Below are 24,625 nucleotides of genomic sequence, written 5' to 3' on the forward strand. Positions count from 1 at the left end.
GTTTTCAATAATTGTAAATAGTCAGTTTTTGAGCATTTATGGTTAATATGCGCAAAAAAACCGCCACTGATGTGTGGCGGATTCATTTTGGATCAGGTATACCGTTATTTTACTGTCATTACCGGACAATGCGCATGCTGGATGACTTGGTGGCTCACGCTGCCAAGAAGCATTTCGGTCACCAGGCTCATTCCTCTTGTGCCCATAATAATCAAATCCACTTCATGGTCACGGGCGGTTTCACAAATCAATTTTGCCGGATCGCCATGCAAGCTTACCGTTTCAAGCTTCAGGTTCATCCCTTCGAACAAATGTGCTACTGACTCAATAATCGATCTGCCTTCCTCTTCCAGCTTCGATTCTACATCTACACCGAGCGGAGGCTCATTATAAGACAGTTCGGGATTCACATGCAGGATCGTAAGAGCAAATCTGTCTCCAGACAGACTTTCTATTAGCGACTTGGCCGTTTCCAGCGCGCGCTGGGCATGCTCCGAGCCGTCAATGGGCACCAAAATATGCTTAATCATAAGTCAACTCCTCCTTAGTGTCCGTCCATATTTATATTAGCCAGGTGTTTTCTGCGGATAATCAGCACGGCAACCCCAAGAAGCACAACCAGAGCTCCAACTGTAAAAGCAGCCGGCTTGGAGAGCATACCTCCCAGCCAAGGTGACAATCCACCACCCAGGAACCGCACAAAGCTGTAGGAGGCTGAAGCTGTAGAACGCTCAACCGGTGCGGATTGCATGACAGCCGTGGTGATCAGCGTATTATTAATCCCCAGGAAAATCCCGGCCACAATAACAGAAATAATGACCGTTGTGGACGAACCGTTCACCGCGCCCAAGGCCATAACCCCCAGATCCAGGGCGAACAAGGTCAGCATCCACGAAATAAGCTTGACCAGACTGAATCTGCGCTGCAATCTTGGAGCGACAAATACGGAAGTGAAAGCAAGCATAATCCCCCAGCCGAAGAACACATAACCTAATCCATGCTCATCCAGATGCATGACATAGGGTGAAAAGGCCATCAAAGTGAAGAAGCCATAGTTATACAAGAAGGCCACAACCGCCAAGGTCAACAGGGCCGGGTAGGACAACGCCTTGATTGGGTCTGCTAGTGAGACCTTTTTCTTCGGCTTTGGAGTTGACGGAAGTACAAATGTAATAAAAATAAAGCCAAGCAGCATCAGCACACTGACCCCAAAGAAAGGACCCTTCCAGGAGATAGAGCCCAGCTCCCCTCCGAGTAAGGGGCCTACGGAAATCCCCAGACCAAGCGCTGCCTCATAGAGAATGATCGCTTTGGCCGTGCCTGAGGTGGAGAAACCAACAATCGCCGACAACGCAGTGGCTATAAACAAGGCGTTCCCAAGACCCCAGCCAGCCCGGTAGCCAACAATCTGCCCCACTGTGCTTGATGATCCTCCAAGTGCCGCAAAGGCAATAATCAATACCATCCCGGTAAGCAGCGTCCATTTCACCCCAAGACGGCTGGAAATAAACCCGGTAATCAGCATAGCTATGCCTGTAACCAGGTTATAACTCGTGAAGAGAAGCGACACCTGGCTGTCAGTCGCATGAAGCTGCTTCGCAATCGCCGGCAGAATAGGGTCAACAAGCCCAAGACCCATGAAGGAAATTACACACGCGAATGCCACAGCCCATACCGCCTTGGGCTGAGATAACAGGCTGGCCCCCTTCTGACGGCCACCGGCAAGATTAGACTCTGATTCCATACTTTATTTACCCCCAATTTAAAGTTTAACTATTGTGTTCCTGCTCTGCGGAAGTATCCTGAATCTCCCCGAGCATAAGTCCGACACGCTGCTGAAGTTCAATTAGATCGCTGCGGAACTTAATAATGTTATCCATCTTCCTGGAGAGCAAACCGAGCTGTTCCTCCAGCATGTCATGGATCTCGACAAGCATTTCGCGGCGCTGACTGCCGCTTAGACTCTCCTGTTCACCCATAAACCTCTGGTTCTTGTCCTTGAGGAGCTCTGCCATAGTTATATACTTGTGAAGCTCCTGCAGGGAGAAGCCCAGAACCTCCTTGGCACTGACGATTTTTTGCAAGAGAACAATATCCTCCTGCGTGTACAAGCGCATGCCCCCTTCGCTTCTCTTCGGAGTGGGCAGCAGTCCAAGTTCTTCATAATAACGGATGGTTCGTTTGGTAAGCCCGGTTTCCTTGGCGACCTCTTCGATTTTAAACACATACATGCCCCCGCTTCCGTACTACGATATGTAAATATTATAATATGAGTTTAACGTAAACGTCAATTATTATATATTTAAATTTTTATATATAAAAATTGTGGATTTACATATAAGGCAGCCGTATGGAATGTTCCCTAGGGTTGCTGTTGAAATTTGACACCCATTTATAAAGTTACTATTATAATTAAAGTGTTACCCTATCCGCACTTGGCACCTATTTGTATATTGGAGGTTAATTATGAAGGTAGAAATTTGGTCCGACTTTATGTGTCCCTTCTGTTATATTGGCAAACGCCGTTTTGAACTGGCGCTGCAGAAATTTGCGGGCAAAGACCAGGTCGAGGTCATTTACCGCAGCTTTGAGTTGGACCCCGAGGCTAAGAGAGACGTGGACTACGACGTTCATGACATGCTCGCCGGTAAATACGGCATGACCAGAGAACGTGCAATTTCCATGAATAACGACATTACCGAGCAGGCCAAATCTGTAGGACTCCGGTATTTATTCGATACCATGATCCTAACCAATACCTTTGATGCTCACCGTCTGGCTCATTTTGCAGCCAAGCATGGCAAGGCCGCCGAGATGGTCGAGTTGCTGCTTAAATCTTATTTCACCGACTCTAAGCACATTGGAGACCACGCAACTCTGGCGGACTTAGCTGTTCAGATTGGCTTAGACCGTAGGGAGACTGAGGAGATGCTTGCCAGCGGCGCGTTCACAGAAGATGTGCGGAGTGACGAGCAGGAAGCTGGCGAGCTTGGAATCCGGGCGGTGCCTTTCTTCCTGATTGACCGCAAACTTGCAGTTACGGGAGCCCAGCCGACCGAGGTATTTCTCGATGCGCTCAACCAGGCATTTGCCTCTGCATAACTCTTATTCTGTATTTATCTAAGCAAAATAAACAGGCGGCCAGATCACGGCCGCCTGTTTGTTAATTCAAGATAAGAGTAAGAGAGTAATGTACAGCATTTATTCGCTTAAGGCCAGCTTCAGTGCCTCAAGGTTCTGGCGCATCACTGCGATGTAATCCAGATGATTAGCCTGGTCTTCTTCTGTCAGCCCTTCTAAGGGATTGAGCACAGCTGACTTGGCGCCAATTTCTTTGGAAATGGTATCCGCAACCTTGGAAGTAACCAGAGTTTCGAAAAAGATCGTTTTCACTTTGTGTTCCTTTGCGAACTTTACAACCTCTGCCATCTTTGCTGGTGAAGGCTCTTCGTCCGGTGACAAGCCGGCAATGGGAACTTGGTCAAGACCATATTCCTTGGCCAGGTAGGCAAAGGCGGCATGCTGTGTAATAAAATCCTTGCGTTTCACCTGGCTAAGCCCTGTCCGAAAATCGTTATCCAATTGCTTAAGCTTTGCGATGTACGCATCGGCATTTTTCTTAAACTCTTCCTTATGCTCAGGTGCGGCTTTCTCCAGGGCAAGCTCAATATTATGGACTTCTTGGATGGCCAAAGCCGGGGACAGCCAAACGTGAGGATCTGTTCCTTCATGAGTATGAGCATCTTCCTTATGATTGTGCTCATGATTGTGATCGTGCTCATGATCATGATTATGTTCATGTTCATGCTCATCTTTCCCTTCGCTGAGTTGAATCCCTTGGCTGGCCTCAACAGGAATCAGCTGTGAATTGCTTATACTTCCCAGCACCTGCTCAGTCCAACCTTCCATCCCCGCACCGTTATAGACAAGCAGATCCGCTTCTTCAATCTTCTTGATATCCTGCGGCGTGGGTTCCCAATCATGAGGTTCAATTGTGGAAGGAATCAGAAGCTCCACATCAGCCAGTTCACCAGCTACATTCTTGGTAAACTCGTACATCGGATAGAAGCTGGTCTGAATCTTCAGCTTGTTAGCTGGCTCTGTGCTTACCTTGGGCGAAGTGGTTGATGTGGCCCCCGCCTCCTTATTTCCCGCATCCGTGCCTCCCTTGCCCCCGCAGGCCGCAAGAATTATAACCAAGCTGAGCGACATCATATAAGCAAGCCGTTTTCTTCTTTTCACTGCATACTCTCCCTTTCATATTCCAAATTCCTTATTTCTCTTGCGCCCACTTCTGGCGTTCATTCTTCCTGATCTTCTTCTCCTATAAACAAACAGCTTCTTTGCCAAGATTCCCACCATCAGAAAGATGAGCAGTACGAGGGAGATTGTTCCTCCCGGAGGCGTGTCGATATAATAAGAGGCTGTCAGCCCACTGAAAATGCCAAGCAATCCCGTTCCCACCGCTATCGTCACGGCTGAAGCGAAACCACTCGCTAATCGCAGCGCCAGGGAAGCGGGAAGCACCAGCAAGGAGGAGACAAGCAGTACCCCGACAACAGGCATTGCAGAAGCTACCGTCATTCCAGTTAATACGGCAAAAGAAAATGACAGTCTCTTTACCGGAGTACCGCTAATGCTGGCCGTTTCTTCATCAAACGTCAGGTTGTAGAGCGGCCGTCTCAACACGGCAAAATAAACTATGCCGAGCACGGATACTCCTCCAATCAGCCACAGCTGCTCTTGACTCAGGGCTACAATTGAGCCAAATAAATAGGAGCTGAAGCTCTTGCTCAAATTCCCGTTCAGGCTCATTAAGACCATCGCCACCGCCAGACCTGCGGTCATCAGAATGGCCACGGGCACTTCACTATATGTCCGGTATGTACGTCTAAGCTGCTCGATGGCCAAGCCGCCAATTACGGCAACTCCAAATCCAGAGAGAACAGGGTTAAGGTGAAGCAGGGAGCCCAGGGCAACACCTGCCAGCGATACATGCGACAGTGTGTCTGCCATTAGAACCTGACGCCTCAGCATCAAGTACACACCCAGCACAGGTGCAATTATTCCGATGAAGCCCCCGGCCCAAAACGCACGCTGCATGAACTCGTAGTCAAACATTGCCATTGCTCGTTCTCCTTCCTCTCCAGATGGATCACCCGGTCAAGATAGGCCGCCGTCTCATCCAGACCGTGGGTGACCATAATCACCGTTAGCCCGTGAGCATCGGCATAATGCCTCAGCAGCCCATACAGCCCATTACGTCCGGCCTGGTCCATACCGGTTGCTGGCTCATCAAGGATCAACACATTAGGCTGGCCGGCTAATGCCCGGGCGATACAGATGCGCTGCTTCTGTCCTCCGGAGAGATCTCCAATCCGCCGGTTGCGGAACTCCCACATCCCAACCTGCTTAAGACTTGCCTCAACGAGCGCCTCCTGAGCAGGAGTAAATCTCCTGAACAAGCCGGCTTTTGCATAACATCCCGAGCGGACCAGCTCGATCACCTTGCTGGGAAATCCGCTGTTGAACGAAGCGACCTGCTGAGGCACGTACCCAACAGCAAGCTTCTCGCCTGGGTATGCCCCGGCATTTAGACGGACACTTCCGCTCCAGGGTTTGATTAATCCTAGCAGCAGCTTAAGCACGGTTGACTTCGCGGCTCCATTGGGCCCGGCAATGCCAACAAACTCGCCTGCATAGATCTCCAACGTTAATCCGTCCACTACGGGTCTGTCCCCATAACCAAAAACCACATTTTCCATAGATGCAAGGATCATGGTACCCACACTTCCATATACGTAATTATTACGATTTAAAAACAGCACACTTGCGCCGCTTTCAAGCGCTATTCAATCAGGCCGTTAACGTGTCTCCCTATGAATCGTATATTTCCTCAATCTAGGGCAATATTTTCTAAGCTCCATCCGCTCGGGATGGGTTCTCTTATTCTTCGTTGTTGTGTAATTTCGGTCTCCGCATTCCGTACATGCCAAAGTGATGACTACGCGCATTTGTATTCTCCTTTTACTCCAGTTATTAGCCTAACCTGCCGCTTACCAGCTTGCCTTCTTCACACCCGGAATTTGCCCCTGATGTGCCAGCTCCCGAAAAACAATACGGGAAATCTTGTACTTAGCCAGATAACCTCTTGGTCTGCCTGTCACTTCACAGCGGTTCTTCAACCGGACTGGCGAGGCATTCCTTGGGAGTTTGCTCAGACCAGCATAATCTTTGTTCGCTATCAATTCCCGGCGAAGCTCTGCATACTTGGCGACTAACTCTCTGCGCTGCCGTTCCTTGACGATTTTTGATTTTTTAGCCAATGCGTCTCACTCCTTCTCATCTGAAATATAGTCCCGTTTAGTAACCCGTTAAGATTGCACCGAAATCCATGGAAGCGGATTGGGGAACCTTGACCAATCCTGCTCCAGCTCCTCTGGAAGCAGCAGACACCGGTCCAGATCAGATTCAATGATTTCCCGGTTCATATGGATGCCTATCATGACGAGTTCACTCATGCGGTCACCCCATTTGGGATCCCATCTCCTCTTGATTTCAGGCTCATTCGCAAGCAGCTCCCTCTGCTCCGCCTCCGGCCTCGAGGCAGCCCACCAGCCTGCCGGACCGAACTGGATGGAAGGCCCAGCCTGACTTAGGCTAGCCGCCATGTCTTCACCTGCAGCCACCCAGGCAATGCCCTTGGCCCTAACCACATCCTCAGGCCACTGGCTCATAAATTGCGCCAGCCTCTGTGGATGGAATGGAAGCCTTCTGCGATACACGAAGGAACTGATTCCATATTCCTCCGTCTCCGGTGTGTGCTCCCCGCTGCGCAGCTCCTGGAGCCAGCCCGGAGATTCGCTGGTCCGAATCAGATCGAACCGCCCGGTATTCAGAATCTCTGCCGGATCTACCTTCCCGTTCACAGTCCGGATAATTTTTGCAGAGGGCTGCAGCTTTCGCAGCATCGCTTCAAGCTCGCCAAGCCCCTCCTTATCCACCAGGTCACATTTGTTCAGAATGAGAACATCACAGGTTTCAATCTGGTCAATCAGCAGGTCCACCACGTCCCGGGTATCCTCAGTGGAACTTACCTCGCCGCGTTCCAGCAGCGTCTCTCCCGAGGCAAAATCCTCCCAGAAACGGGCCGCATCCACCACCGTCACCAGACAGTCCAGCCGGGTCAGCTGAGTAAGATCGATTCCGGATTCTGGATCAGCATAAGAGAAAGTCTGGGCTACCGGGATGGGTTCACTGATTCCCGTTGATTCAATTAATATGTAGTCATATCTTCCCTCCTGTACCAGCCTCTGAACCTCAATCAGCAGATCATCCCGCAATGTGCAGCAGATGCAGCCGTTAGACAGCTCAACAAGTCTCTCCTCTGTTCTAGACAGGCTTGTTTCTGAACGGATCAGAGCGGCATCAATGTTGACTTCGCTCATATCATTAACAATAACAGCCACCCTAAGACTATTACGGTTATTCAGAACATGGTTCAACACGGTGGTTTTGCCAGACCCCAAATACCCGCTAAGTACGGTCACCGGAACTTTATGCTGTGTCACTTTATCACTCCTCTATATCCTTATTAGTAATTATTACGATTAATAAAATTTAATATACTCCCTTTCTGTTGTCAATAGCAAAATAAAAAAAGGCGCTTTACGGTGTTTACCGTAAAATCGCCTAGTCATAACCTAATGCCGAATCTTGCTGAACCCGTAAATGGCCGCATAGCTTAAAGCCGTCATCATAAATATGATTCCTGTAAAAGGAACCAGCCGCCTCATTTCCTCCACGTCTGAGAACATTGACACAAGGTCCGATATCATACTTCCGGGATTTCGGACAGCGTCCCAACTGTTCCAGCGGTTGAACCTGCCAATATAGATCCCGAAGCTGCTTAGAAGCAGCACCAGCACGGCAAATCCCCACCCCACCAGCCTGCCCAGCGATTTGCGGACCAACCTGTGAACCGAGAACAATGAATATACGCCAAGCAGCAGTCCCGTAACCGCAACCGAGAAGAACAACAGCAGATGATACCAGAATTCAGTACCGTACCAGAACCTGATCCCACCCTGCATTTGGAATCTGGCAAACGGATGAAGCTGATCTGTGATCAGATAAGCTGAGTTCGGATAGAAGAGCAGCCAGGTTATCCCTGTAAGGCCCAGCAGCACCCACCTGAGCGTATGACTTGTAATGCGTATGTAAATCCAGTCCAGAGCCAGGGCAAACCCGGCCGGCAGCCAAGCAAGAAAGAGGTTCCAGTATAAGAACATATACATGCTTGTGCCTGTGTATTCCCGCAAATAAGCAGCCAGCAAAAGGCTGAATACCGTGGCCGCGAACAAGACACACAGGATGATCAGCTTCTGCCGGATATTTACTTCTTGTAATGACTTCACTGGCATCTTAGAACCACCCGCTCTTTACCCTTCTTTGGTCTGTATCCGCCAATTGCTTAACAGGACTGACCGACTTTCTTCCACTTTATCACAACTACAGGAGCTGGCGCACCTTCTCTGTTTCCAATCCTTATTCCGCATATTAAAAAGACCGCTCTCGGATCATACCGAATGCGGCCTTCCAGATATAACTTTAGCCAAGCTTCTTCCCTTGACCTGGTTAAAGGTCAGACTTCCATTATACCAAAACTCCGCCGCCAAGCGCTCTAACTGGCTGGCTGTGGCCGAATACCGGCTTAAGGGTATGCGCTGGATTAGCCCATCTTACCCCATTGGCAATTACATGCAGAATTTCTTTGTTATAATAAGTCGGGTAGGTTTCATGACCCGGACGGAAATAGAAGATTTTGCCTTCCCCGCGGCGGAACGTACAGCCGCTTCGGAACACTTCCCCGCCTTCAAAATTACTGATGAAGATGAGTTCATCCGGCTCTGGGATATCGAAGAATTCGCCATACATCTCTTCGTGCTCCAAGATGATGCTGGCGTTTACTCCGTGGGCAATGGGATGGGTAGGGTTAACAGCCCACACAATTTCCTGTTCCCCGGCTTCACGCCATTTCAGATCACAGCTGGTGCCCATCAGGGCTTTGAACGGTTTGGAGAAATGGCCGGAATGCAGCACAACAAGTCCCATTCCCTGCTGAACCCGCTGCACGACCTTTTGAGTAATTTCATCACTTACCCGGTCGTGAGCCATATGTCCCCACCAGATCAGCACGTCTGTTGTATTTAGAACCTCATCGGTCAAGCCGTGCTCCGGCTCATCCAAGGTTGCCGTACGAATTGCGAAGCCTTCAGCGGACAACCCTTCCGCCAGCGCAGTATGAATTCCTGCCGGATACACCTCGCGGACTTCTTCGTGTATGTTCTCATGAACAAACTCATTCCAGATCGTCAAGTTAATCATCGTCAATAGTTCCCCCTGTTAGTAAAGCTTAATTACAGTTATATATTCTAGTCTGATTCAGAAGGAATTCATATGAACAAAATGGTTGAAAGATGCACAATCTGGTCAAAGTTATTTGAGCCGGTGCTCAGGATCGTATTGTCCCGGATAGGACAGGGACTGGATTTTGCTGAATTGCTCCGGGGTCAGCGCATCCCCCTCACCTTCCTGCACATTCTTGACAAGCTGGTGAACCGAGCTTGCTCCCGGAATAATCGCAGCCACCGCCGGATGGTAGAGCGGATAACGAAGCGCTGTATGATGAAGACTGTGCCTCCGGTCAGAGACCTTTCGCAAGTTCTCCCGCAGCACAGCCAGCTGCTCAGGAGTATATTCCATATACCCTTGGTCTGCCTTGGCGGCTCCATCTTCCGTCAGGATACCTTTGGCCAGAGGTCCTCTGGCAATAAGGCTGACACCATGCTCGGCGATCAAAGGCAGAATCTCGTCTTCCGGCCTCCGGTCAAGAATGCTGTATTGACTCATTACGCTGATCACATTGGATTTACTGATATATTCCTGAATGACCTTTGGCCGGATCGAAGAAATCCCGTAATATCGGATGACACCTTCCTGTTTGAGTTCTTCGAAAGCTTCGACTGTCTCCTCAATCGGATCATCCAATGTGCCTCCGTGCAGCTGATACAAATCTATATAGTCCGTTCCCAGTCTTCGGAGGCTGTCCTTCACCGCAGATTTGATATAGGATTTGGAAGGGTCCCAAACCCATCCTTCCTGCCCGGGCTGGCGACGGTTGCCAACCTTGGTGGCAAGGATAACCTCGCTTCTTCTACCCCGAATAGCTTTGCCCACCAGCTCCTCATTGCGCCCATAATCATATAAATCTGCGGTATCCAGGAAATTAATCCCCTGATCCAGTGCTTCATGAACGAGACGAAGCGCCTTACCCTCCTCCGTTCCAATAGACATACAGCCAAATCCAATTTCACTTACCCGCAGGTCCGATTGACCCAGCTGATTATATTTCATGATCGTTTACGACCACCTTTCCCAAGCTTTCAAACTATATAAAATGAACTTATGAAGGTTACTCTTTTGGGGTGCTGCGATACCGAGTGTTCTTACGACCACTGTTGTCTCCGAAATCCTTGAAATAACTATCCAGTGGGGCATTTCGGAGACAAAGGCGGACGCTCCGCTTCTTCAGAATCACTCGGGATCGAAGCTAAGATCGGTTAATTCTAAAGTTCATTTTATATAGCCTAAATTATTATACCCGTCCCTGCAAAAAAAGGGACCCGCGGCTTAAGTTCCACGGGTCCAGGTCATATATCTAAAAGGGTAACTTAAGTATAGCCTCGTAACCTTAATGCCAGATGAAAAACAGATTTCATGGAGATTACAAATTCCCTATTCATGGATCGGCGTTTTCCTGAAATTATGGAACTTCTCAAGGACCTCTGACAAGTTTTCCATTTTAATCGGCTTGCTGATGTAGTCGTCCATTCCCGCCTCCATACATACCTCCTGATCTCCACGGAGAGCGTTGGCGGTTACCGCTACAATATAAGGCCACTTCTCTGTTGGAAATCTGCTCTTAATTTCCCTGCATGTCTCAAGCCCATTCATGACTGGCATCTGTATATCCATAAATACCAGGTCATAGTTAAAGACCTTCAGCTTGTCAATAACCTCACTGCCGTTCTCTGCCAAATCAGCCTGATGCCCTATCTTCTCCAGCATCCTTGTAAGCACCATCTGGTTCACTTTGTTATCCTCAGCAATTAAGATAGAGAGGGGCTTTGCAGCTGTTCGTTTCTCCTCTAGAGGGCCCTTAAGCAGGTCATTCCCCTGCCTGTTCTCTTTCTGAAAATAGGCGGTGAACACAAACGTGGCTCCAGGCTCATCTTTCTGCACAGCATGAATCTCCCCACCCATGATCTCCACAATCTTCTTGCTGATGGCAAGCCCAAGTCCTGTCCCTTCGGATTTACGGGTCATGAAATTGTCAATCTGGGTAAATGGTTCGAACAAGTACTCAAGCTTGTCCTCAGGAATACCCATGCCTGTATCACTGATCGTAAACTTTAAATGAATGTTTCCATAACCCTGGTCAAGATCCTCAATCTCTATAGTAATGCCTCCACGTTCTGTAAACTTTACGGCGTTTCCGATTAGGTTCATGAGCACCTGCTTCAAACGGTTGGAATCCCCATACAAGGTCTGGGGAATTCCCGGGCTGATGCTGATCTGGGTGTCTAAATTTTTCTCCTTCGTCCTCAAACGGAAAACATCGAGGGTCTCGAAGACGAGGGTCCGGAGATTGAACGGCTCTGTAATGACGATGGCCCGGCCGGATTCAATTTTAGAGAAGTCCAGAATGTCATTAATAATAGCCAGCAGCGTATTCCCGCTCTTGCTGATCATCTGCACATATTCCTTCTGCTCCTCGTTAAGCTCCGTCGTTTCGAGCAGCAGATCCGTCATTCCGATCACCCCATTCATCGGGGTGCGGATCTCATGGCTCATGATCGCAAGAAACTCACTCTTAGCCTTGTTCGTCCGCTCCGCCGCTTCTTTGGCGATAAGCAGATTTTTCTGGTCGGTAATGTCCTTAGCAATAATGTAGTAGCCGCGTGTTTGCTTGTTGATTATAATTGGAGCAATCGTGGTGAGCACTTCTGTCACATGACCATCCTTATGACGGATATGATTGATCTCTCGCTCAATAATGGCATGATTGGCCTCATCCGTCAGAATCCGGTCCCGGTACTCCTCACCGATGAATTTGGAAATACTCATGCCCGAAATTACACTTCCGGGATAACCGGTCATCCCTTCGGCCACAGCATTGGTGTTAATGACGTTCCCGTCAAGATCAAGAGAAATAATCGCATCGTGATTATATTTCTTCAAGGATGTGTAACGCTCAATCGTCTCCTCCAGCTTGATCTGCGCAGTTTTGAGTTCCGTTACATCCTGGGTCGTGCCGTACATCTTCAGCGCCTTGCCATTATCGTCAAACATAACATGACCGCGAATGTGAACATGCTTCACACCGCCATCCTGCCGGATGTGCCGGAATTCGGAGCTGAAGGGCTCGCCTTCAAGGGCCTTGTCGCGGAGCTGTACGAACCGTTTCTGGTCTTCAGGGTGAAGCAAGAACAGAAAGTCATTTCGTAAAGGACCTTGCTTGTCCAGGCCAAAAATTTCGTAAATCTGATCCGAGAATGAGATTTTATCCGTTTGGATGTCCCACTCCCAGCTGCCAAGCAGCGCGATTCGCTGCGCCTCCACGAAGCTCTCCTCAAACTTCTTCCGTTCAGTAATATCACGGCCAATGCCCAGGATTTTATGAATATTTCCAGCTTCATCCCGGATAATCTTGGTCGACGTTTCGAACCAGATATAATAGCCGTCCTTATGCCGCACCCGGTAAGTATACACATCATTATCTGTGAAAGCTATGGATTCAAGCGCTTTGATATCATCCGGATGATAGTATTGAAAATTGTTCTTGCCGATCCATTCATCCGGGTCATACCCCAGAATATCCTTGAGAGATGGTGAACAATACTCCGTAATTCCTTCAGGGGACATATAGGAGATAATATCGATTGCATTGCCACAAATCAGCGTATACATGGATTCAGCTTCACGCATCTGAATCTCCGATTCCTTTTGGGTAGAGATATCAGTCACATAGGCAATGTAATACACCGGTTCATTTCGGTCGCTGCATACCAGAGAAACATACTTGGAAACCCACTTTACCTGACCATTCTTGGTCAGATACCGCTTCTCCCACTTATGCTGACGGGATTTCGCACCGATCAGTGTAGTCATATGCTGCTTGTCCGCCATTACATCATCCGGGTGGGTAATATCCTGGCAGGTCAGCTTCATGAGCTCGGTCTCCGTATACCCCAGCATGGCACAGAACGAAGAGTTTACTTTAAGCCAAGTTCCATCAATCGCCACAAGCGCTATTCCTATCGGTGCCTGGGTATAAATTTGCTCAAATAAGCCCTGGTGGTCGATGGATATGTCATTCATTTATTAATATCCTCCAGTCGGAAAAGTAAAAATTATATTGAAACAGACTACATGCCTGCTTTCTTACCCGATTCCTGGACTTTTGAATCATGCGGCGTTCATCCAATCATATGGACATTCACCTTAATACACTATATAAGTTGAACAAACAATTGTACGGATGGAAGCATCCGGATGAAATGTAATTCAACTTCTAGAAATCGAGGGTTTGGCCGCTATTTAGCGATCAGACACAAGGAGGATCTGATGAAATACGAGGATATACTGGCTTTCTTAGGAGAAGGGGCGGCACACCCCGGTGGAGCCGCCGGTACAGCCGCCTTCCTCCAAGATCACCCCATACCATCCGGATCAAACATACTGGAAATCGGATGTGGAACAGGACGAACCGCCTGTATGCTGGCTCAGATGGGCCATTATGTTACCGCTTTGGACCGAAGTGAGATCATGCTCAGAAAGGCAGAGACGAGATCCGCCCAGATGGGTGTAGAAGTCAACTTCGTACAAGGAGACGCGGCATCATTGCCTTTTTCGCATGAACAGTTCGATCTTGTCCTGCTTGAATCGGTGTCCGTCTTCTTCGAGCCTGACTCCGTCTTCAGGCAGATTTGGAATGTCCTCAAGCCTGGGGGAAGAGTGTATGACCGGGAAATGTACAGTCTTCAAGAGAACGCTGATCTGGAAGCTGAAATGCGCCGTTTGTATGGCATTTCTGTGATTCCGGATGCCGCTGGGTGGATGAATTATTACACAAATGCCGGATTTAGCCAGGCCAGACTCTGGGTCCCCTCCAACGGTAACAGCCTACTGCAGCCGCAAGGAAATACGTTCGGGGATGATCCATTTCAGGTGATCGATATAGAAATCCTGTTCGAGCTCTCAGTGAACTGTTTTTTTGCGGAAAATGCAGAATTCCTGGATAAGTATCATGAAAAGTTAGGTTATGGTGTCTTCATTGCGGAGAAAGGGCTTCCTTCAGCGTAGTCAGATTTTAAGAGAACCCAGCAGTGGCATGATAGTCTGCAGCATTCCAATGCCAAGCTTAATATTGGAAAAGAATGAGCCAAATGAGGCAGGTGAAGCCCCCCCAGCACCTCCGGCTTCGGCTGCGGCGGTATTGCCGGCAGGAGCTGCAGCATTGACCGGACTTTTCCCAAACAGCAGGTCTAATAATCCGGATACTTGGACCTGCTGCTTGGAGCCTGACCGCCGCACCCTCTCCGCACCTTTAACGCCTGCAACCGACACTGCCTTCTCATCCACATGAGTGATGGTTCCCACATACAGGCTTCCGTCTTTGGTCACAATGCAGACGGGCACCCCCTTCCATTTATCCGCAAGCACACGGTTCGGATGAGGCTGTCTTGCTCTGGGTGCCGCCTTGCCCGCCGAAGCTGATCGTTTAGTTTTTTTACCCCGCATATCATTCCACTCCTTAAATTAGGTATATCTCAACCTATTCCGCTCTGCTCTTCCTGCTTGTATGAATCGCCCCTTTCACGCAACTAAGTGGCTGAAAGTCCATAGCGGTCGCACTTGGATGCGGTTCCTCCCACTCAACAGAAGAAGAGTCCGCCCGAAGGCCGACTCTACTTGTTGTTGCTGTCTGGTTGATGCTACATCTTTCCTAGATGAACAAGAATGGCAGCAGGAACAACAGGGCAATCTCGGACCAAGCCAATGCCGAGTATGGGCCGTATCCGCCGTATCCGTACGGGTAGCCGTATGGGTAGCCATACGGATAGCCATATCCTGGCCCCAGAGCTGAGGTCTTCGCCTTTTTGCCCGCTTCCTTAAGCTGTTTCTTGGCTTTTTCCGGCTTGGTTGACATTACTGTGGCCCCTGGAGCTGACTGTCCGAAATAAAGGCCTTTTTCGTCCACCCCAGTCAATGTGCCTACCATATAGCTCCCATCGTGTCTAACCACACATACTGGTTTGCCGATAAGCGGCTTACAGGTTGTCATATTAATCGGGTTGATCACTTGCACCTTGGGCATCCTCCCTTCCCCTGAACTCATGTTATGGTATTCAGGAGGAATGCCGGGTGTTAAACGATACCCGCCTACAGGTGGTACTTCAGCTACTGATTTCTCCGGGTACGACATCAAACCTATACTGTCTGTAACCTTCTTGGTATTAGAGCAGTCAAGCTGCAAAGTCAATCGGATACCAATCCAATTTAAAGTTTCATGTCCGCTTATCCCTCACACTCAAAACAACTCCGAAAATGATTATAAATCCGCCTAGCATATTTAACACACTCAATCTTTCATTAAGGAACACGGTTGAGAAAAGTACGCCGAAAATAGGAACCAGGTTCATCAGCGCCATTGCTGTACTGGAGTTAAGGGTGCGCAGTCCATAGTTATAAAACATAAAGGCTGCAACAGAGCAGAAAATTCCAAGGTAAAGCAGCACCCAAAGAGACTCTGTGCTCGGAACCTGCCACCTGGATTGCTCAATGAAAGCAAGAGGAATAAATGCGATTGTTCCGGCAATCGTCTGGTAGAACGAAACCGTTACCATCGAATAACTTTTGACAACTTTGCGTGTGATAAAGTTATAAGCTGCAAAAACAATACCCGCAAGAATCAATATTAAGTTGCCCGTCAATTGCCCCGATATTTCCTTCGGGCTTCCCCCCATAATCAAATACACTCCGACAACTGCAATTACAATCCCTAGTCCCTTTATCCAAGAAATTTTCACGCGGAAAAAGATGAATTCAAGGAGTGCTGTTATTGCCGGATAAGAAGCAACGATGAGTGCAGCGCTTGATGCTGTTGTCTGTTCAAGCCCGATATTTTCAAGCGCAAAGTAAAGCGTCGTTCCCAATATTCCGCTCAGCCCCATTAATCCGATGTCCTTCAGTGCTGGCCTTGCGAATTCTTTTCTCGCTAACATAATCATGCCTAATATAATCGAGGCTATGACGAAACGGGCGGCCCCCAGAGTAAGAGGTGGAAAGGAGTCATAAGCAATCTTAGTTCCCACAAAAGAAGTGCTCCAAAGCAAAATAGCAATAATGATAGCTAGCAGGTGAAAGCTGCTTTTTGTTCCCGCTTCTGTTCGAACCTTTGTTTGAAGTGCTTTTTGAATCTCGTTTGAAGTATTCATAATGTACCTCCAAGGCACTCGCAATGTTTTATAGTCGCTACAAATGTAGCTACTAAAATACAGGTATATCATTGGCATCATTGTGTGTCAAGTGTAATAATGGAGTAAGCGGGAAAATTGGGGATTGTGTGAAACGGAATTTAGGAGGTTCAATAATGAAACCAGAAGTCATTAAAATACTGCAGGATATGAATTTTACCGAATACGAAGCCAAAGCCTACCTGGCGCTTCTGGATAAGTCACCTATAACGGGGTATGCGATTTCTTTGAACTCGGGTGTACCACGTTCTAAAATATATGAAGTGTTAAGCGGAATGGTGGAGCGCGGTTATATTATGATCAGCCACGAAGACCCTTCGCTATATACACCACTCCAGCCGCAAGAGCTCATCCGGTTGAAAAGAAAACAAATTGAATCCTCATTAAAAGTAGCCGAAACTGCACTTGCCCACTACTCTTATGTCTCCTTGAACCGTGAGAACATATGGAACATCACCGGGCGTGAAGCCATCCTCAGCCGTACGGCGGAAGCGATTAACAGAGCTACTGGACGAATTTTACTAGAGATTTGGACAGAAGAAGCCCAGCTGCTTGAACCGGAATTGAGAATAGCGGCTGAACGAGGCGTCGAAATTCTAATCGTGGTTTATGGAGAATTACACTTTGATTTTGCACAGGTATACCCACACGATTCATATGAAGAGATCACACAGGAATACGGCGGACGCTGGATTGTCGCCAGCATAGATGAGAGAGAGGTTGTAGCAGGTATCGTTTCTCTTGGAACGGACAGCCGTGCTGCTTGGACCATGCACCCTGGTCTTGTCATCCCGATAACCGAGGTAATCATCCACGATTTATACATTTACGAGATGATGCAAGCACACCGGGATATACTGGAACAAACATTCGGACGCGATTTGATCGAATTACGAAAAAAGTACAACACAGGTCCGTCTGGCTCCAGTATGGCCGCAAAGCTGGGATTGGAAGCCAGGCCTGATCACAAAGGGCATTGATGAAGACCGCTGAAATCAGCAGCAGTGACACCGATTACAGCATGGTATCGTCCAACATTGACGATCTTCCTGACCCATGTGAGCTCACTCGTCGCTGCCCGCACAAGACAGCCTGCATAGTTTATAAAGGGATACATGAACCACCATAAAAAAAAGCTCGCATAAAATGCGAGCTCTAATTGTTTGGCTGCTAAGTATTTGCCCCCACCAGGCATATTAATGATCAGCTTCTATCGTTTGGTTTGCACGATCAAGATGTACAGAACGCGGCTCCCCAGACATCTCACTTAATAGATCCAGCAGCAGCTTCAAAGACTTGTCGCCGATATGACTGATAAGTTGAATGTGCTTCGCGTTGGCGTTTACAACATCCTCGACCGTATAGAATCCTTTGCGGCGTAATATATTCGTGAGCTTCTGGATCGAGATTTTACTATACTGGGTTCCTGCTATGTAAGCGAGATGCGAAATATCTTTGGCTAAATATTCTCGGGGGATTGCAAAGTTTGATTTTAACGGCTTGTTCGGTAGGATGGTCAGCATCAGAATAAACATCTCATCCAATCACCTCTTTAATCTGAATGTGATCTGTCTTGCTTAGATCAATAAACTCGTCACTATCCAAAACAATAAGCGGTTGTGTGGGATAGTTGACGTTGGTCAGCAGAATTTTACCTGTTCGACCGTCCGATAAAACAACATTGCAGCCGACTTGTGTGGAAATCAACAAATCCAAAAACGTATGACCAATGACCAAGTCGAACCGGTTCATACGAATTTGACGATGGATTTCATGAATAGCATCAAAGAAAGGAAATGCTTGCCTATGGGGCCGGTCTGAAATCAAGGCGACATACACATCAACCAGGGACACGATTTTACTCAAGCGATCAATTTGGTCACCCTTCAGCCCTTCCGGATAACCGCTGCCGTCTTCTCGTTCATGATGCTGCAGAGCAACCAATGCAATTCTGGGATCGACGTCCGATTTGCTTAACAACTCGTAACCTAGAACCGTGTGCTGCTTCATAATCGCATATTCGTTTGTATCAAATCTGTCTGGTTTGTGAATTAAATCACTCGGGAGTTTAACCGAACCGATGTCATAGAGACTTGCTGCGGTCGCAAGCACGTCAAGCTCGTCTTCATCCATCTTAAGCCGCCTACCTAGTGCAGTAGCCAAAAGGGCGACCCCAATACTCTGCTTGTAGCGGAAATCCCCCTGTTCCTCCAATTCCGAGAAAACCCGATAGAGGTTGTAGCTTTTGGCCGTCTCCTGAATAAAGGGCAGCAGCTTCTCCTCCACATCATCCATCGGAACTTCATTGTTTTGCCGCACGAAATCGTCGATCTCAAGTATGTGCTTTGGTACAAGATGGCCTGCCTCGGCGACCTCAACATCCTCGGTCTTGATCTTGAAATTGGCGAGTTTCTCAAGATGACTCTTGCGAAGAAGTGTTCCCTTGCCGATCAGTAATGTGCCACTCACGTCATAGATGTTCTTTAACAAGCGCATTCCAATTAGCTCTTGATACTCATTAGTAAGCACTACAATCCCTCCAGTATTGGTGCTCCTACCCTTATTCAGTAAATCCTCCCTAATAGGAGCTTGCCTAATTATGTAAATGTATCTCTAAAAAGGACTTCGGCTGCTTATTCCACATTAATTAATAAAATCCAGAAAATAGAACTATAGAATCAGTAACTGATACTGCAATTAATGCAATATACCCCCTGTAATCTTCTTGATAATAGGCCTTATACCCCATTTCGCTTAGAGTAGGGGGCGGATTGCAAGTCGTTTGTTTGAGGCTGTAAAAACGGGGGCACCCAATCGTAAAGATTCGGTGCCAGTATTGCTAAATAGCGAATACTTCTCTTTCCAATAATTCCTCTGGCTTTTGGCCGATCGGATCACTGTGGAAGTAATTACGAATAACCCCATCCTTTACATAGTTAGCTATGGATACCATAATCATTCCTTGATCAAGTGCAAGATAAGCTTTAGCAAGTTCTCCCGTTTCTACGTTCACGGAGTCATAGAATCCATATTTGCCGTACATATTAAAGCCTTTTAAGGCTTTGATATTTTTTCGTACAGCTTGAGGTGCGTACTCCAGGGCGAGAAATGAAGCATGAGCAGTTACGGTAGCCCCATCTTTATAACCTGATGTACCCAGCGGTGTTGCCGCAAACTCACTGTATCCAGTAGGAGTTGCCGATGGTGAGAAGCCCCAAGCAGAGTATCCTTTTTCCTTTGCATAAGCGATTTGCAGCTCAACATGACGTTTGTTGTTTAGACCCAATGCTTTGGTGCCAAGCTCCTTTTCTTTCAAAACAATTCCAGGCATAAGCCCTTCAAACATACTTCCTCCCCAGCTCGGCACAAACTTAACGCCATTGTACTCATAGTTTCCTTCGAAAACGGTCACTCCATCGTACAACACATTACTTCCTTGCGGAATTTGAGCTTGCCAATCCCATTCCTTCGGCAATGTACGATAAAGTTTCCACCAATGCTCCTTAGGAACGTCTCCCTTCCCAATGGCAATATAGCTTGCTACACGCGGTTCAGTGTAGAACATTCCGTAATGATGGTCGGTCAGTTTGCCTTTCGCGACATCATAGCCGCCGCGGAACTGGCCAACTTCCGGATCATATAACGGTTGATAATTCATATTGTCAACCAATTTGCTGGTTTGCCCATGCAGCTCTGCATAAGCTTGCCCAACGACGATTAAACCTGCTGAAAGCCATCCGTTATCTACCTGAGAGATAAATTGACCCCAATCTTTCTTAATGGAACCATCCTCTGTGTTGTACCAGTTATAAAACAGGCCATTCCATTTCTCCAGCTTTCCGAGCGTATTCAGGGTGACTTGTAAACGCTTTACCGCTTCTGTCTTTGAAATCAAGCCCAATTGTTGTGCTGAGACCGTACTCATCATATACATGCCGATATTGGTCGGCGAGGTACGCTTCGCTTCCTGCATTCCTTTTTCCGTAATACGCACCTCATCATAAGTCATACCTGTGTTCGGATCGGTATGTTCCTGGAAATACTTAAAAGTTTTACTTGCAATCGCTTTCAACTCTGCACGAAAAGCAGTTTCGTTTCCGGCATTACTGGCTGATACCATAGGAGCCGCCACAAGATTCAGTACTAATCCCAGGGTCAAAATAATACTTACGAATTTACCTTTTTTCATTATTATCTCCTCTCAGACTCAGTTTTTCGAAACGTTTCAAATATAGGATACCATAATCAACCATTTACTGAGAAGCATTTTTTGAGTTGATTAAAGAGGTTAAGCATGGAATATACAAATATACTCACAAATAAAATTGAAACGTTTCAAAAATTCCGAACGGTCAATGCTTTCCGAATCAGTCGAACCCAGAATCACTATACGCAGCATACGGAATATGCCAGAGCATCTTTCGACTTGGTGTGACGCTCTAGTTCCATAATTCTTGACCTGTAAATCGAAGAGGCCCCCACCCTATTAGGGTTGGGGGCAATTATACCTATTCAAATCTGATGATAATAGCCGAAAAGTAAACTAGAGATGATGCCCGGCCTTGCCGGCATATACTCATGGAGCGCCAAACCCCAAACTGGAACAGAACTTTACACCACCAAGGAAAATTCGACAAAGCAATCATTAATGGGGATAAGATTTCTTTATTCGTTATACCGTGTTCTCCCGAAACGCCAGAACGGATACAATCCTTCCCTAAGGCTCCAATGTCTGATTCTCCACCAAAAGAAGATACCTCCGTTATGATCGGATTTCAGTACAGAACGGCATTCATCGCCTATCTTCAGCCGTAGCGTTCGTTGATCGCATCTCCAAGCCAGGCTCCCTGACGGACAAGCCTGCGCTGCAGGGTCTCGATATCGATGGCGCGCGTCTCGCGCAAGCCCTGTTCGGCCAGAATCGCCGCTGCAGTGCCGGCGGCTTCGCCCATGGCAAAGCAATTCGGCATGACCCGGGTGGAGCCTTGCGTCGCCCGGTCGGTCGAGATCGCCCTGCCCGCTACGATGACATTGTCGATGCCGACCGGCAGCAGCGCACGATAAGGGATGCCGTGCGATTCTCCCGGCGGCAGATGGACCATCGTCATGCCGCTTGTCGGCTTCGCCATATGAATATCGATGAAGTAGGCGTTGCGCGCGATGTCGTCCGGGAATGAACGACTTTTGAGAAAATCGTCTGCCGTGACGATGTAATCGCCGACGATCCGGCGGGTCTCCCGAATGCCGATCTGCTCTCCCGTCAGCGTTAGGAAGGCATGCTCGAAGCCCGGAATCGATTCCCGGAGCCACTCGGTGATGTGCCAGGCGAGTGCGCGGCCTTCGATCGCGCCGCGCGTGAGGTCGTCCGCGTTCGAGCCGTCGATCCCGAAGATGTGCCCGAAATTAAACCCCGCCGTATGGTCGTTCAGCCAAGAGATGCCGGCCCAATCTCTCGCCACGCGCAGCCTCCCCTCGCTTTTCGCTTTGTTGATCGCATGCTTCAGGTCGCTGCCGTGGATACCGGCGCCGGCGATAAATTTTTGCCGGTCCAGGTTGTTGAGGACGAAGCACATCGTGCCCGGCTGGAGCTCGCCGTCGTCTCCGCCTTTGACCAACCGCCCTCCCGCCAGATGCGTAAGGTCGGCATCGCTCGTCGCGTCGATAAAGAGCGCAGCCTTGACCGCCTGCGTCCCGGATTTGTTGTGAATGACGACAGCCTCGACCATGCCGTCTTGCTGAACAACGTGTCCGACGAACGTATGGTACAGCACTTTGACGCCGGCCTCCGCCATTTTATGGTCCAGCAAGCGTTTTAACACTTCCGCGTCAATCGGCACCCAATCGAGCTCTTCCTGCCATTCCTCTTGGAACGAAGCCTCCATCTTCTGCTTCATATCGACGAGGATCTCAAGGCCTATGCCTCGGATCACCGGTTTGACATGATCGGTATACGGGCAAAATGCGGGAACCTGCGACACCGTCGCCATGCCGCCAAGATATCCTCTTTGCTCGATCAGCAGCACGGATGCCCCGTTCCTGGCAGCGGCGAGCGCAGCGCCAACTCCAGCCGGACCGCCTCCGGCCACGACGACATCCACATTCGCGTAGACGGATAATTCGCGAGCCGGCAAGAGAAGCGTTTGTATGGGATCGGTCATTTGGAACACCTCCATGAATTTGTTTTCATTGTACCGCCATCAAAGCTTCATTTTTAGTTTCATTTTTGTTTCACTTTTCCCTATAATGTAAGCAGAAGAAGCGAATGCGGGGAATTCATCATGCCGAATAAGAAGAAGATCACGCTGCAAACGATAGCCGATCAGATGGGGCTGACCGTCCATACGGTATCCAAGGCGCTTCGCGGCTTGCCGGGCATGTCCGAAGAGACGCGCAGCGAAGTCATCGGGCTGGCCGCCCGATTGGGATACCGGACAAAGGAACAAGAGCGGGGCTTGGCGGTGGAACGAATTCCGATTTATTCCTCGAAGCCCCGGAGATTCGCGTTTATCGTCCCGCATGAGGGACTTGTCTTTATTCATCAGAAGTTATATGACGGGGTCCAATCGAGGCTGGCTGAGTTTGGTCATAAGCTCGAGATGCTGTTTGCGCCGCCGGACCAAGGATCCGAGGCGGCATTCGATGATTGGGCAGACACAAACGGTTTGCACTATACAGACGGTCTTTTTCTAACCCCGATGATCACCGCAAAAATCGAAGAACAATTGTTACGCTTGCCCGTTACTAAAATATTGCTCAACTATCCGCCCGCCGCCCAAGTGGACAGTTTGATCTGGGACGTCTCCTCCGCCGTTCATCAATCCGTGCGATACCTGCTGGATCGGGGACACCGGCGGATTCTGTATATCGGAGATATCCGTTTGCATCGAGGCTTCCGGCTGCGTTGGCAGGCATTCCAGGAAGCGATGAATTCGGCCGGATTGTCCGCGGAAGAAGACTGTCACCTGACCCGGGCAGGATCGAAGGAATGGTATACCGCCATGCTGTCGGAGCTGCTCATACGGGAGAGACCGACCGCAATTCTCTCCGGCCTTGAGCAGGATCTGGCCTGGGTGTATTACGGATGCAGCCTGCTGGGCCGCCACATTCCAAGCGACTATTCCCTGATCGGTCTGGAGCATGCGCCGAATGCGCACCTGCCGGATTTGACCAGGCCTGAGATGCCTGTCAAGGAAGTTGGCGTTCGCGGAGCGGACCGCATGCTGTGGAGACTATCCAATCCGAATCTTCCCTATGAGCATATCCGGCTCCAAGGCGGATTCCACAGAGGGTCGACGGTATTGGAGGCCCCTGCTGAATAAGATTGTGTAAGCCGGACTTCACAGCGCAATTTTCTCATACAGCTGCCGGTTCAGCTCTATCGTTGCCTGCTTAAGCTGCTCGTCGATCCATCTCTCATAATTCGTTTCGCCCTTTTGCTCCAGCAGCCACTGCTTGAGGGTGAGAACCGTGTTGGCAACGACATATTGGTAATAAGCCGCTTCGCTTAATTCGCGAGGACCGAAGATGACCTGGCCGGCGGCAACCCGCCTGGCGCGTTCCCGGTTCTCCGTCTCCCACGCCTCAAGAAAGGCGTCATAACCGATTGCAGCATGAAGTCCCGCCTTAACCGCTGCTTGTTCGCGAATCCGATCTTCTTCCAGGAGACGCAGCGTCGCTTCCTTCAGCCTCTCAAGCGATGATTCCCCGCCGCAGGATGCGCTCCAAAATGTCGATTCGTTGGGTTCCAGGCCGTAGGTCTGCTGGCAGTACGTCATGATCTCCCCGCGCAGCCTAGGCATCCGGGCTTTAAACTCCTTCAGCGTCACGGCATCACCGTTCACCAGCGCCACCGCCGCATCACCATTCGTCGGCTGAGCGTGCTCTGCAACTCTGTTTGGAGAGGAAGCGGGCAACAATCCGAACGATCCTGAAGCGAGGCACACCAGCGCGAGCGCTGCGATTAATCCCGCTACCAGAAATACATAAGGTATTTTCCGATCGGTCCTGACCATCGCCTCTTCCCT

General features: G+C 48.9%; 25 protein-coding genes. 4 read left to right on the forward strand and 21 right to left on the reverse strand.

Features of this window, described 5'->3' with window-relative positions; all coding sequences use genetic code 11:
• Window positions 1-104: 104 nt before the first annotated feature.
• Genes BN6628_RS17095 through BN6628_RS17105 form a run of 3 tightly spaced genes read right to left on the reverse strand, consistent with a single transcriptional unit; the run spans window position 105 to window position 2,231 of the window.
• Window positions 105-530: a universal stress protein gene (locus tag BN6628_RS17095; RefSeq protein ID WP_068619535.1), complete on the reverse strand. Its 426-nt coding sequence runs from the start codon at window positions 528-530 to the stop codon at window positions 105-107.
• Between the two features lie 14 nt (window positions 531-544).
• On the reverse strand, window positions 545-1,744 hold the full coding sequence (locus BN6628_RS17100; protein ID WP_068619537.1) for an MFS transporter: 1,200 nt from the start codon (window positions 1,742-1,744) through the stop codon (window positions 545-547).
• A 25-nt stretch (window positions 1,745-1,769) separates the two neighbouring features.
• A complete protein-coding gene (locus BN6628_RS17105; protein ID WP_068619539.1) occupies window positions 1,770-2,231 on the reverse strand; it encodes a MerR family transcriptional regulator in 462 nt (153 codons plus the stop codon).
• 235 nt (window positions 2,232-2,466) lie between these two features.
• On the opposite strand from BN6628_RS17105, the gene BN6628_RS17110 reads away from it, so the two are divergent.
• Complete coding sequence (locus tag BN6628_RS17110) at window positions 2,467-3,102, forward strand: DsbA family oxidoreductase (protein ID WP_068619541.1); 636 nt, start codon at window positions 2,467-2,469, stop codon at window positions 3,100-3,102.
• 99 nt (window positions 3,103-3,201) lie between these two features.
• Here the strand turns inward: BN6628_RS17110 and BN6628_RS17115 are convergent, their stop codons facing one another.
• The 10 genes from BN6628_RS17115 to BN6628_RS17155 all read right to left on the reverse strand — a co-directional run bounded on the left by BN6628_RS17115 (window position 3,202) and on the right by BN6628_RS17155 (window position 13,443).
• Window positions 3,202-4,215 (reverse strand): metal ABC transporter substrate-binding protein, encoded by a 1,014-nt coding sequence (locus BN6628_RS17115; protein WP_068622391.1) that lies wholly within the window; start codon window positions 4,213-4,215, stop codon window positions 3,202-3,204.
• A gap of 42 nt (window positions 4,216-4,257) precedes the next feature.
• On the reverse strand, window positions 4,258-5,127 hold the full coding sequence (locus tag BN6628_RS17120; protein ID WP_068619543.1) for a metal ABC transporter permease: 870 nt from the start codon (window positions 5,125-5,127) through the stop codon (window positions 4,258-4,260).
• The gene (locus BN6628_RS17125; protein WP_068619545.1) at window positions 5,064-5,780 is read right to left on the reverse strand and encodes a metal ABC transporter ATP-binding protein; all 717 of its coding nucleotides are present in this window, start codon (window positions 5,778-5,780) and stop codon (window positions 5,064-5,066) included. The genes BN6628_RS17120 and BN6628_RS17125 overlap by 64 nt, the downstream gene beginning before the upstream one ends.
• Window positions 5,781-5,864: 84 nt before the next feature.
• On the reverse strand, window positions 5,865-6,014 hold the full coding sequence (gene rpmG, locus BN6628_RS25710) for a 50S ribosomal protein L33 (protein WP_082926948.1): 150 nt from the start codon (window positions 6,012-6,014) through the stop codon (window positions 5,865-5,867).
• A 42-nt stretch (window positions 6,015-6,056) separates the two neighbouring features.
• Window positions 6,057-6,326, reverse strand: a complete 270-nt coding sequence (gene rpsN, locus BN6628_RS17130; RefSeq protein ID WP_068619547.1) for a 30S ribosomal protein S14 — start codon at window positions 6,324-6,326, stop codon at window positions 6,057-6,059.
• 48 nt (window positions 6,327-6,374) lie between these two features.
• Window positions 6,375-7,571, reverse strand: a complete 1,197-nt coding sequence (locus BN6628_RS17135; RefSeq protein WP_068619549.1) for a GTP-binding protein — start codon at window positions 7,569-7,571, stop codon at window positions 6,375-6,377.
• Window positions 7,572-7,703: 132 nt separating this feature from the next.
• Entirely contained in the window at window positions 7,704-8,423 is a 720-nt protein-coding gene (locus BN6628_RS17140) for a DUF1361 domain-containing protein (protein ID WP_068619551.1), read from the reverse strand.
• Between the two features lie 232 nt (window positions 8,424-8,655).
• Window positions 8,656-9,387, reverse strand: a complete 732-nt coding sequence (locus BN6628_RS17145; protein ID WP_068619553.1) for a ThuA domain-containing protein — start codon at window positions 9,385-9,387, stop codon at window positions 8,656-8,658.
• A gap of 111 nt (window positions 9,388-9,498) precedes the next feature.
• Entirely contained in the window at window positions 9,499-10,416 is a 918-nt protein-coding gene (locus tag BN6628_RS17150) for an aldo/keto reductase (protein WP_068619555.1), read from the reverse strand.
• A 381-nt stretch (window positions 10,417-10,797) separates the two neighbouring features.
• On the reverse strand, window positions 10,798-13,443 hold the full coding sequence (locus tag BN6628_RS17155) for a PAS domain S-box protein (RefSeq protein WP_068619557.1): 2,646 nt from the start codon (window positions 13,441-13,443) through the stop codon (window positions 10,798-10,800).
• Between the two features lie 246 nt (window positions 13,444-13,689).
• Between BN6628_RS17155 and BN6628_RS17160 the strand changes: the two genes are divergently transcribed.
• Window positions 13,690-14,427, forward strand: a complete 738-nt coding sequence (locus BN6628_RS17160) for a class I SAM-dependent methyltransferase (RefSeq protein ID WP_068619559.1) — start codon at window positions 13,690-13,692, stop codon at window positions 14,425-14,427.
• Here BN6628_RS17160 and BN6628_RS17165 read toward each other — a convergent pair whose 3' ends face one another.
• The 3 genes from BN6628_RS17165 to BN6628_RS17175 form a co-directional block, all read right to left on the reverse strand.
• On the reverse strand, window positions 14,428-14,865 hold the full coding sequence (locus BN6628_RS17165; protein WP_082926950.1) for a hypothetical protein: 438 nt from the start codon (window positions 14,863-14,865) through the stop codon (window positions 14,428-14,430).
• A gap of 205 nt (window positions 14,866-15,070) precedes the next feature.
• On the reverse strand, window positions 15,071-15,442 hold the full coding sequence (locus BN6628_RS17170; RefSeq protein ID WP_235847660.1) for an LSm family protein: 372 nt from the start codon (window positions 15,440-15,442) through the stop codon (window positions 15,071-15,073).
• A 190-nt stretch (window positions 15,443-15,632) separates the two neighbouring features.
• The gene (locus BN6628_RS17175; protein ID WP_068619561.1) at window positions 15,633-16,562 is read right to left on the reverse strand and encodes a DMT family transporter; all 930 of its coding nucleotides are present in this window, start codon (window positions 16,560-16,562) and stop codon (window positions 15,633-15,635) included.
• Window positions 16,563-16,717: 155 nt separating this feature from the next.
• Here BN6628_RS17175 and BN6628_RS17180 point away from each other — a divergent pair, with 155 nt between their 5' ends.
• Entirely contained in the window at window positions 16,718-17,581 is an 864-nt protein-coding gene (locus BN6628_RS17180) for a TrmB family transcriptional regulator (protein WP_068619563.1), read from the forward strand.
• A gap of 216 nt (window positions 17,582-17,797) precedes the next feature.
• On the opposite strand, the gene BN6628_RS17190 is transcribed toward BN6628_RS17180, so the two are convergent.
• From BN6628_RS17190 to BN6628_RS17205, 4 genes are all read right to left on the reverse strand, one after another.
• The gene (locus BN6628_RS17190) at window positions 17,798-18,136 is read right to left on the reverse strand and encodes a hypothetical protein (protein WP_068619567.1); all 339 of its coding nucleotides are present in this window, start codon (window positions 18,134-18,136) and stop codon (window positions 17,798-17,800) included.
• A gap of 1 nt (window position 18,137) precedes the next feature.
• Window positions 18,138-19,130, reverse strand: coding sequence for an HD-GYP domain-containing protein (locus BN6628_RS17195; protein WP_068619569.1), 993 nt, complete (start codon window positions 19,128-19,130; stop codon window positions 18,138-18,140).
• A gap of 310 nt (window positions 19,131-19,440) precedes the next feature.
• Entirely contained in the window at window positions 19,441-20,790 is a 1,350-nt protein-coding gene (locus BN6628_RS17200; RefSeq protein ID WP_068619570.1) for a glucoamylase family protein, read from the reverse strand.
• Between the two features lie 616 nt (window positions 20,791-21,406).
• A complete protein-coding gene (locus tag BN6628_RS17205) occupies window positions 21,407-22,759 on the reverse strand; it encodes an FAD-dependent oxidoreductase (RefSeq protein WP_068619572.1) in 1,353 nt (450 codons plus the stop codon).
• Window positions 22,760-22,879: 120 nt separating this feature from the next.
• On the opposite strand from BN6628_RS17205, the gene BN6628_RS17210 reads away from it, so the two are divergent.
• Window positions 22,880-23,920 carry a LacI family DNA-binding transcriptional regulator gene (locus tag BN6628_RS17210; protein WP_068619574.1) on the forward strand — a complete coding sequence of 347 codons (1,041 nt, stop codon included), beginning with the start codon at window positions 22,880-22,882 and terminating at the stop codon, window positions 23,918-23,920.
• Window positions 23,921-23,938: 18 nt separating this feature from the next.
• Here the strand turns inward: BN6628_RS17210 and BN6628_RS17215 are convergent, their stop codons facing one another.
• Window positions 23,939-24,613, reverse strand: coding sequence for a hypothetical protein (locus BN6628_RS17215; RefSeq protein ID WP_068619575.1), 675 nt, complete (start codon window positions 24,611-24,613; stop codon window positions 23,939-23,941).
• Window positions 24,614-24,625: the final 12 nt, after the last annotated feature.

Source organism: Paenibacillus tuaregi, from assembly GCF_900086655.1.
Classification (GTDB): domain Bacteria; phylum Bacillota; class Bacilli; order Paenibacillales; family Paenibacillaceae; genus Fontibacillus; species Fontibacillus tuaregi.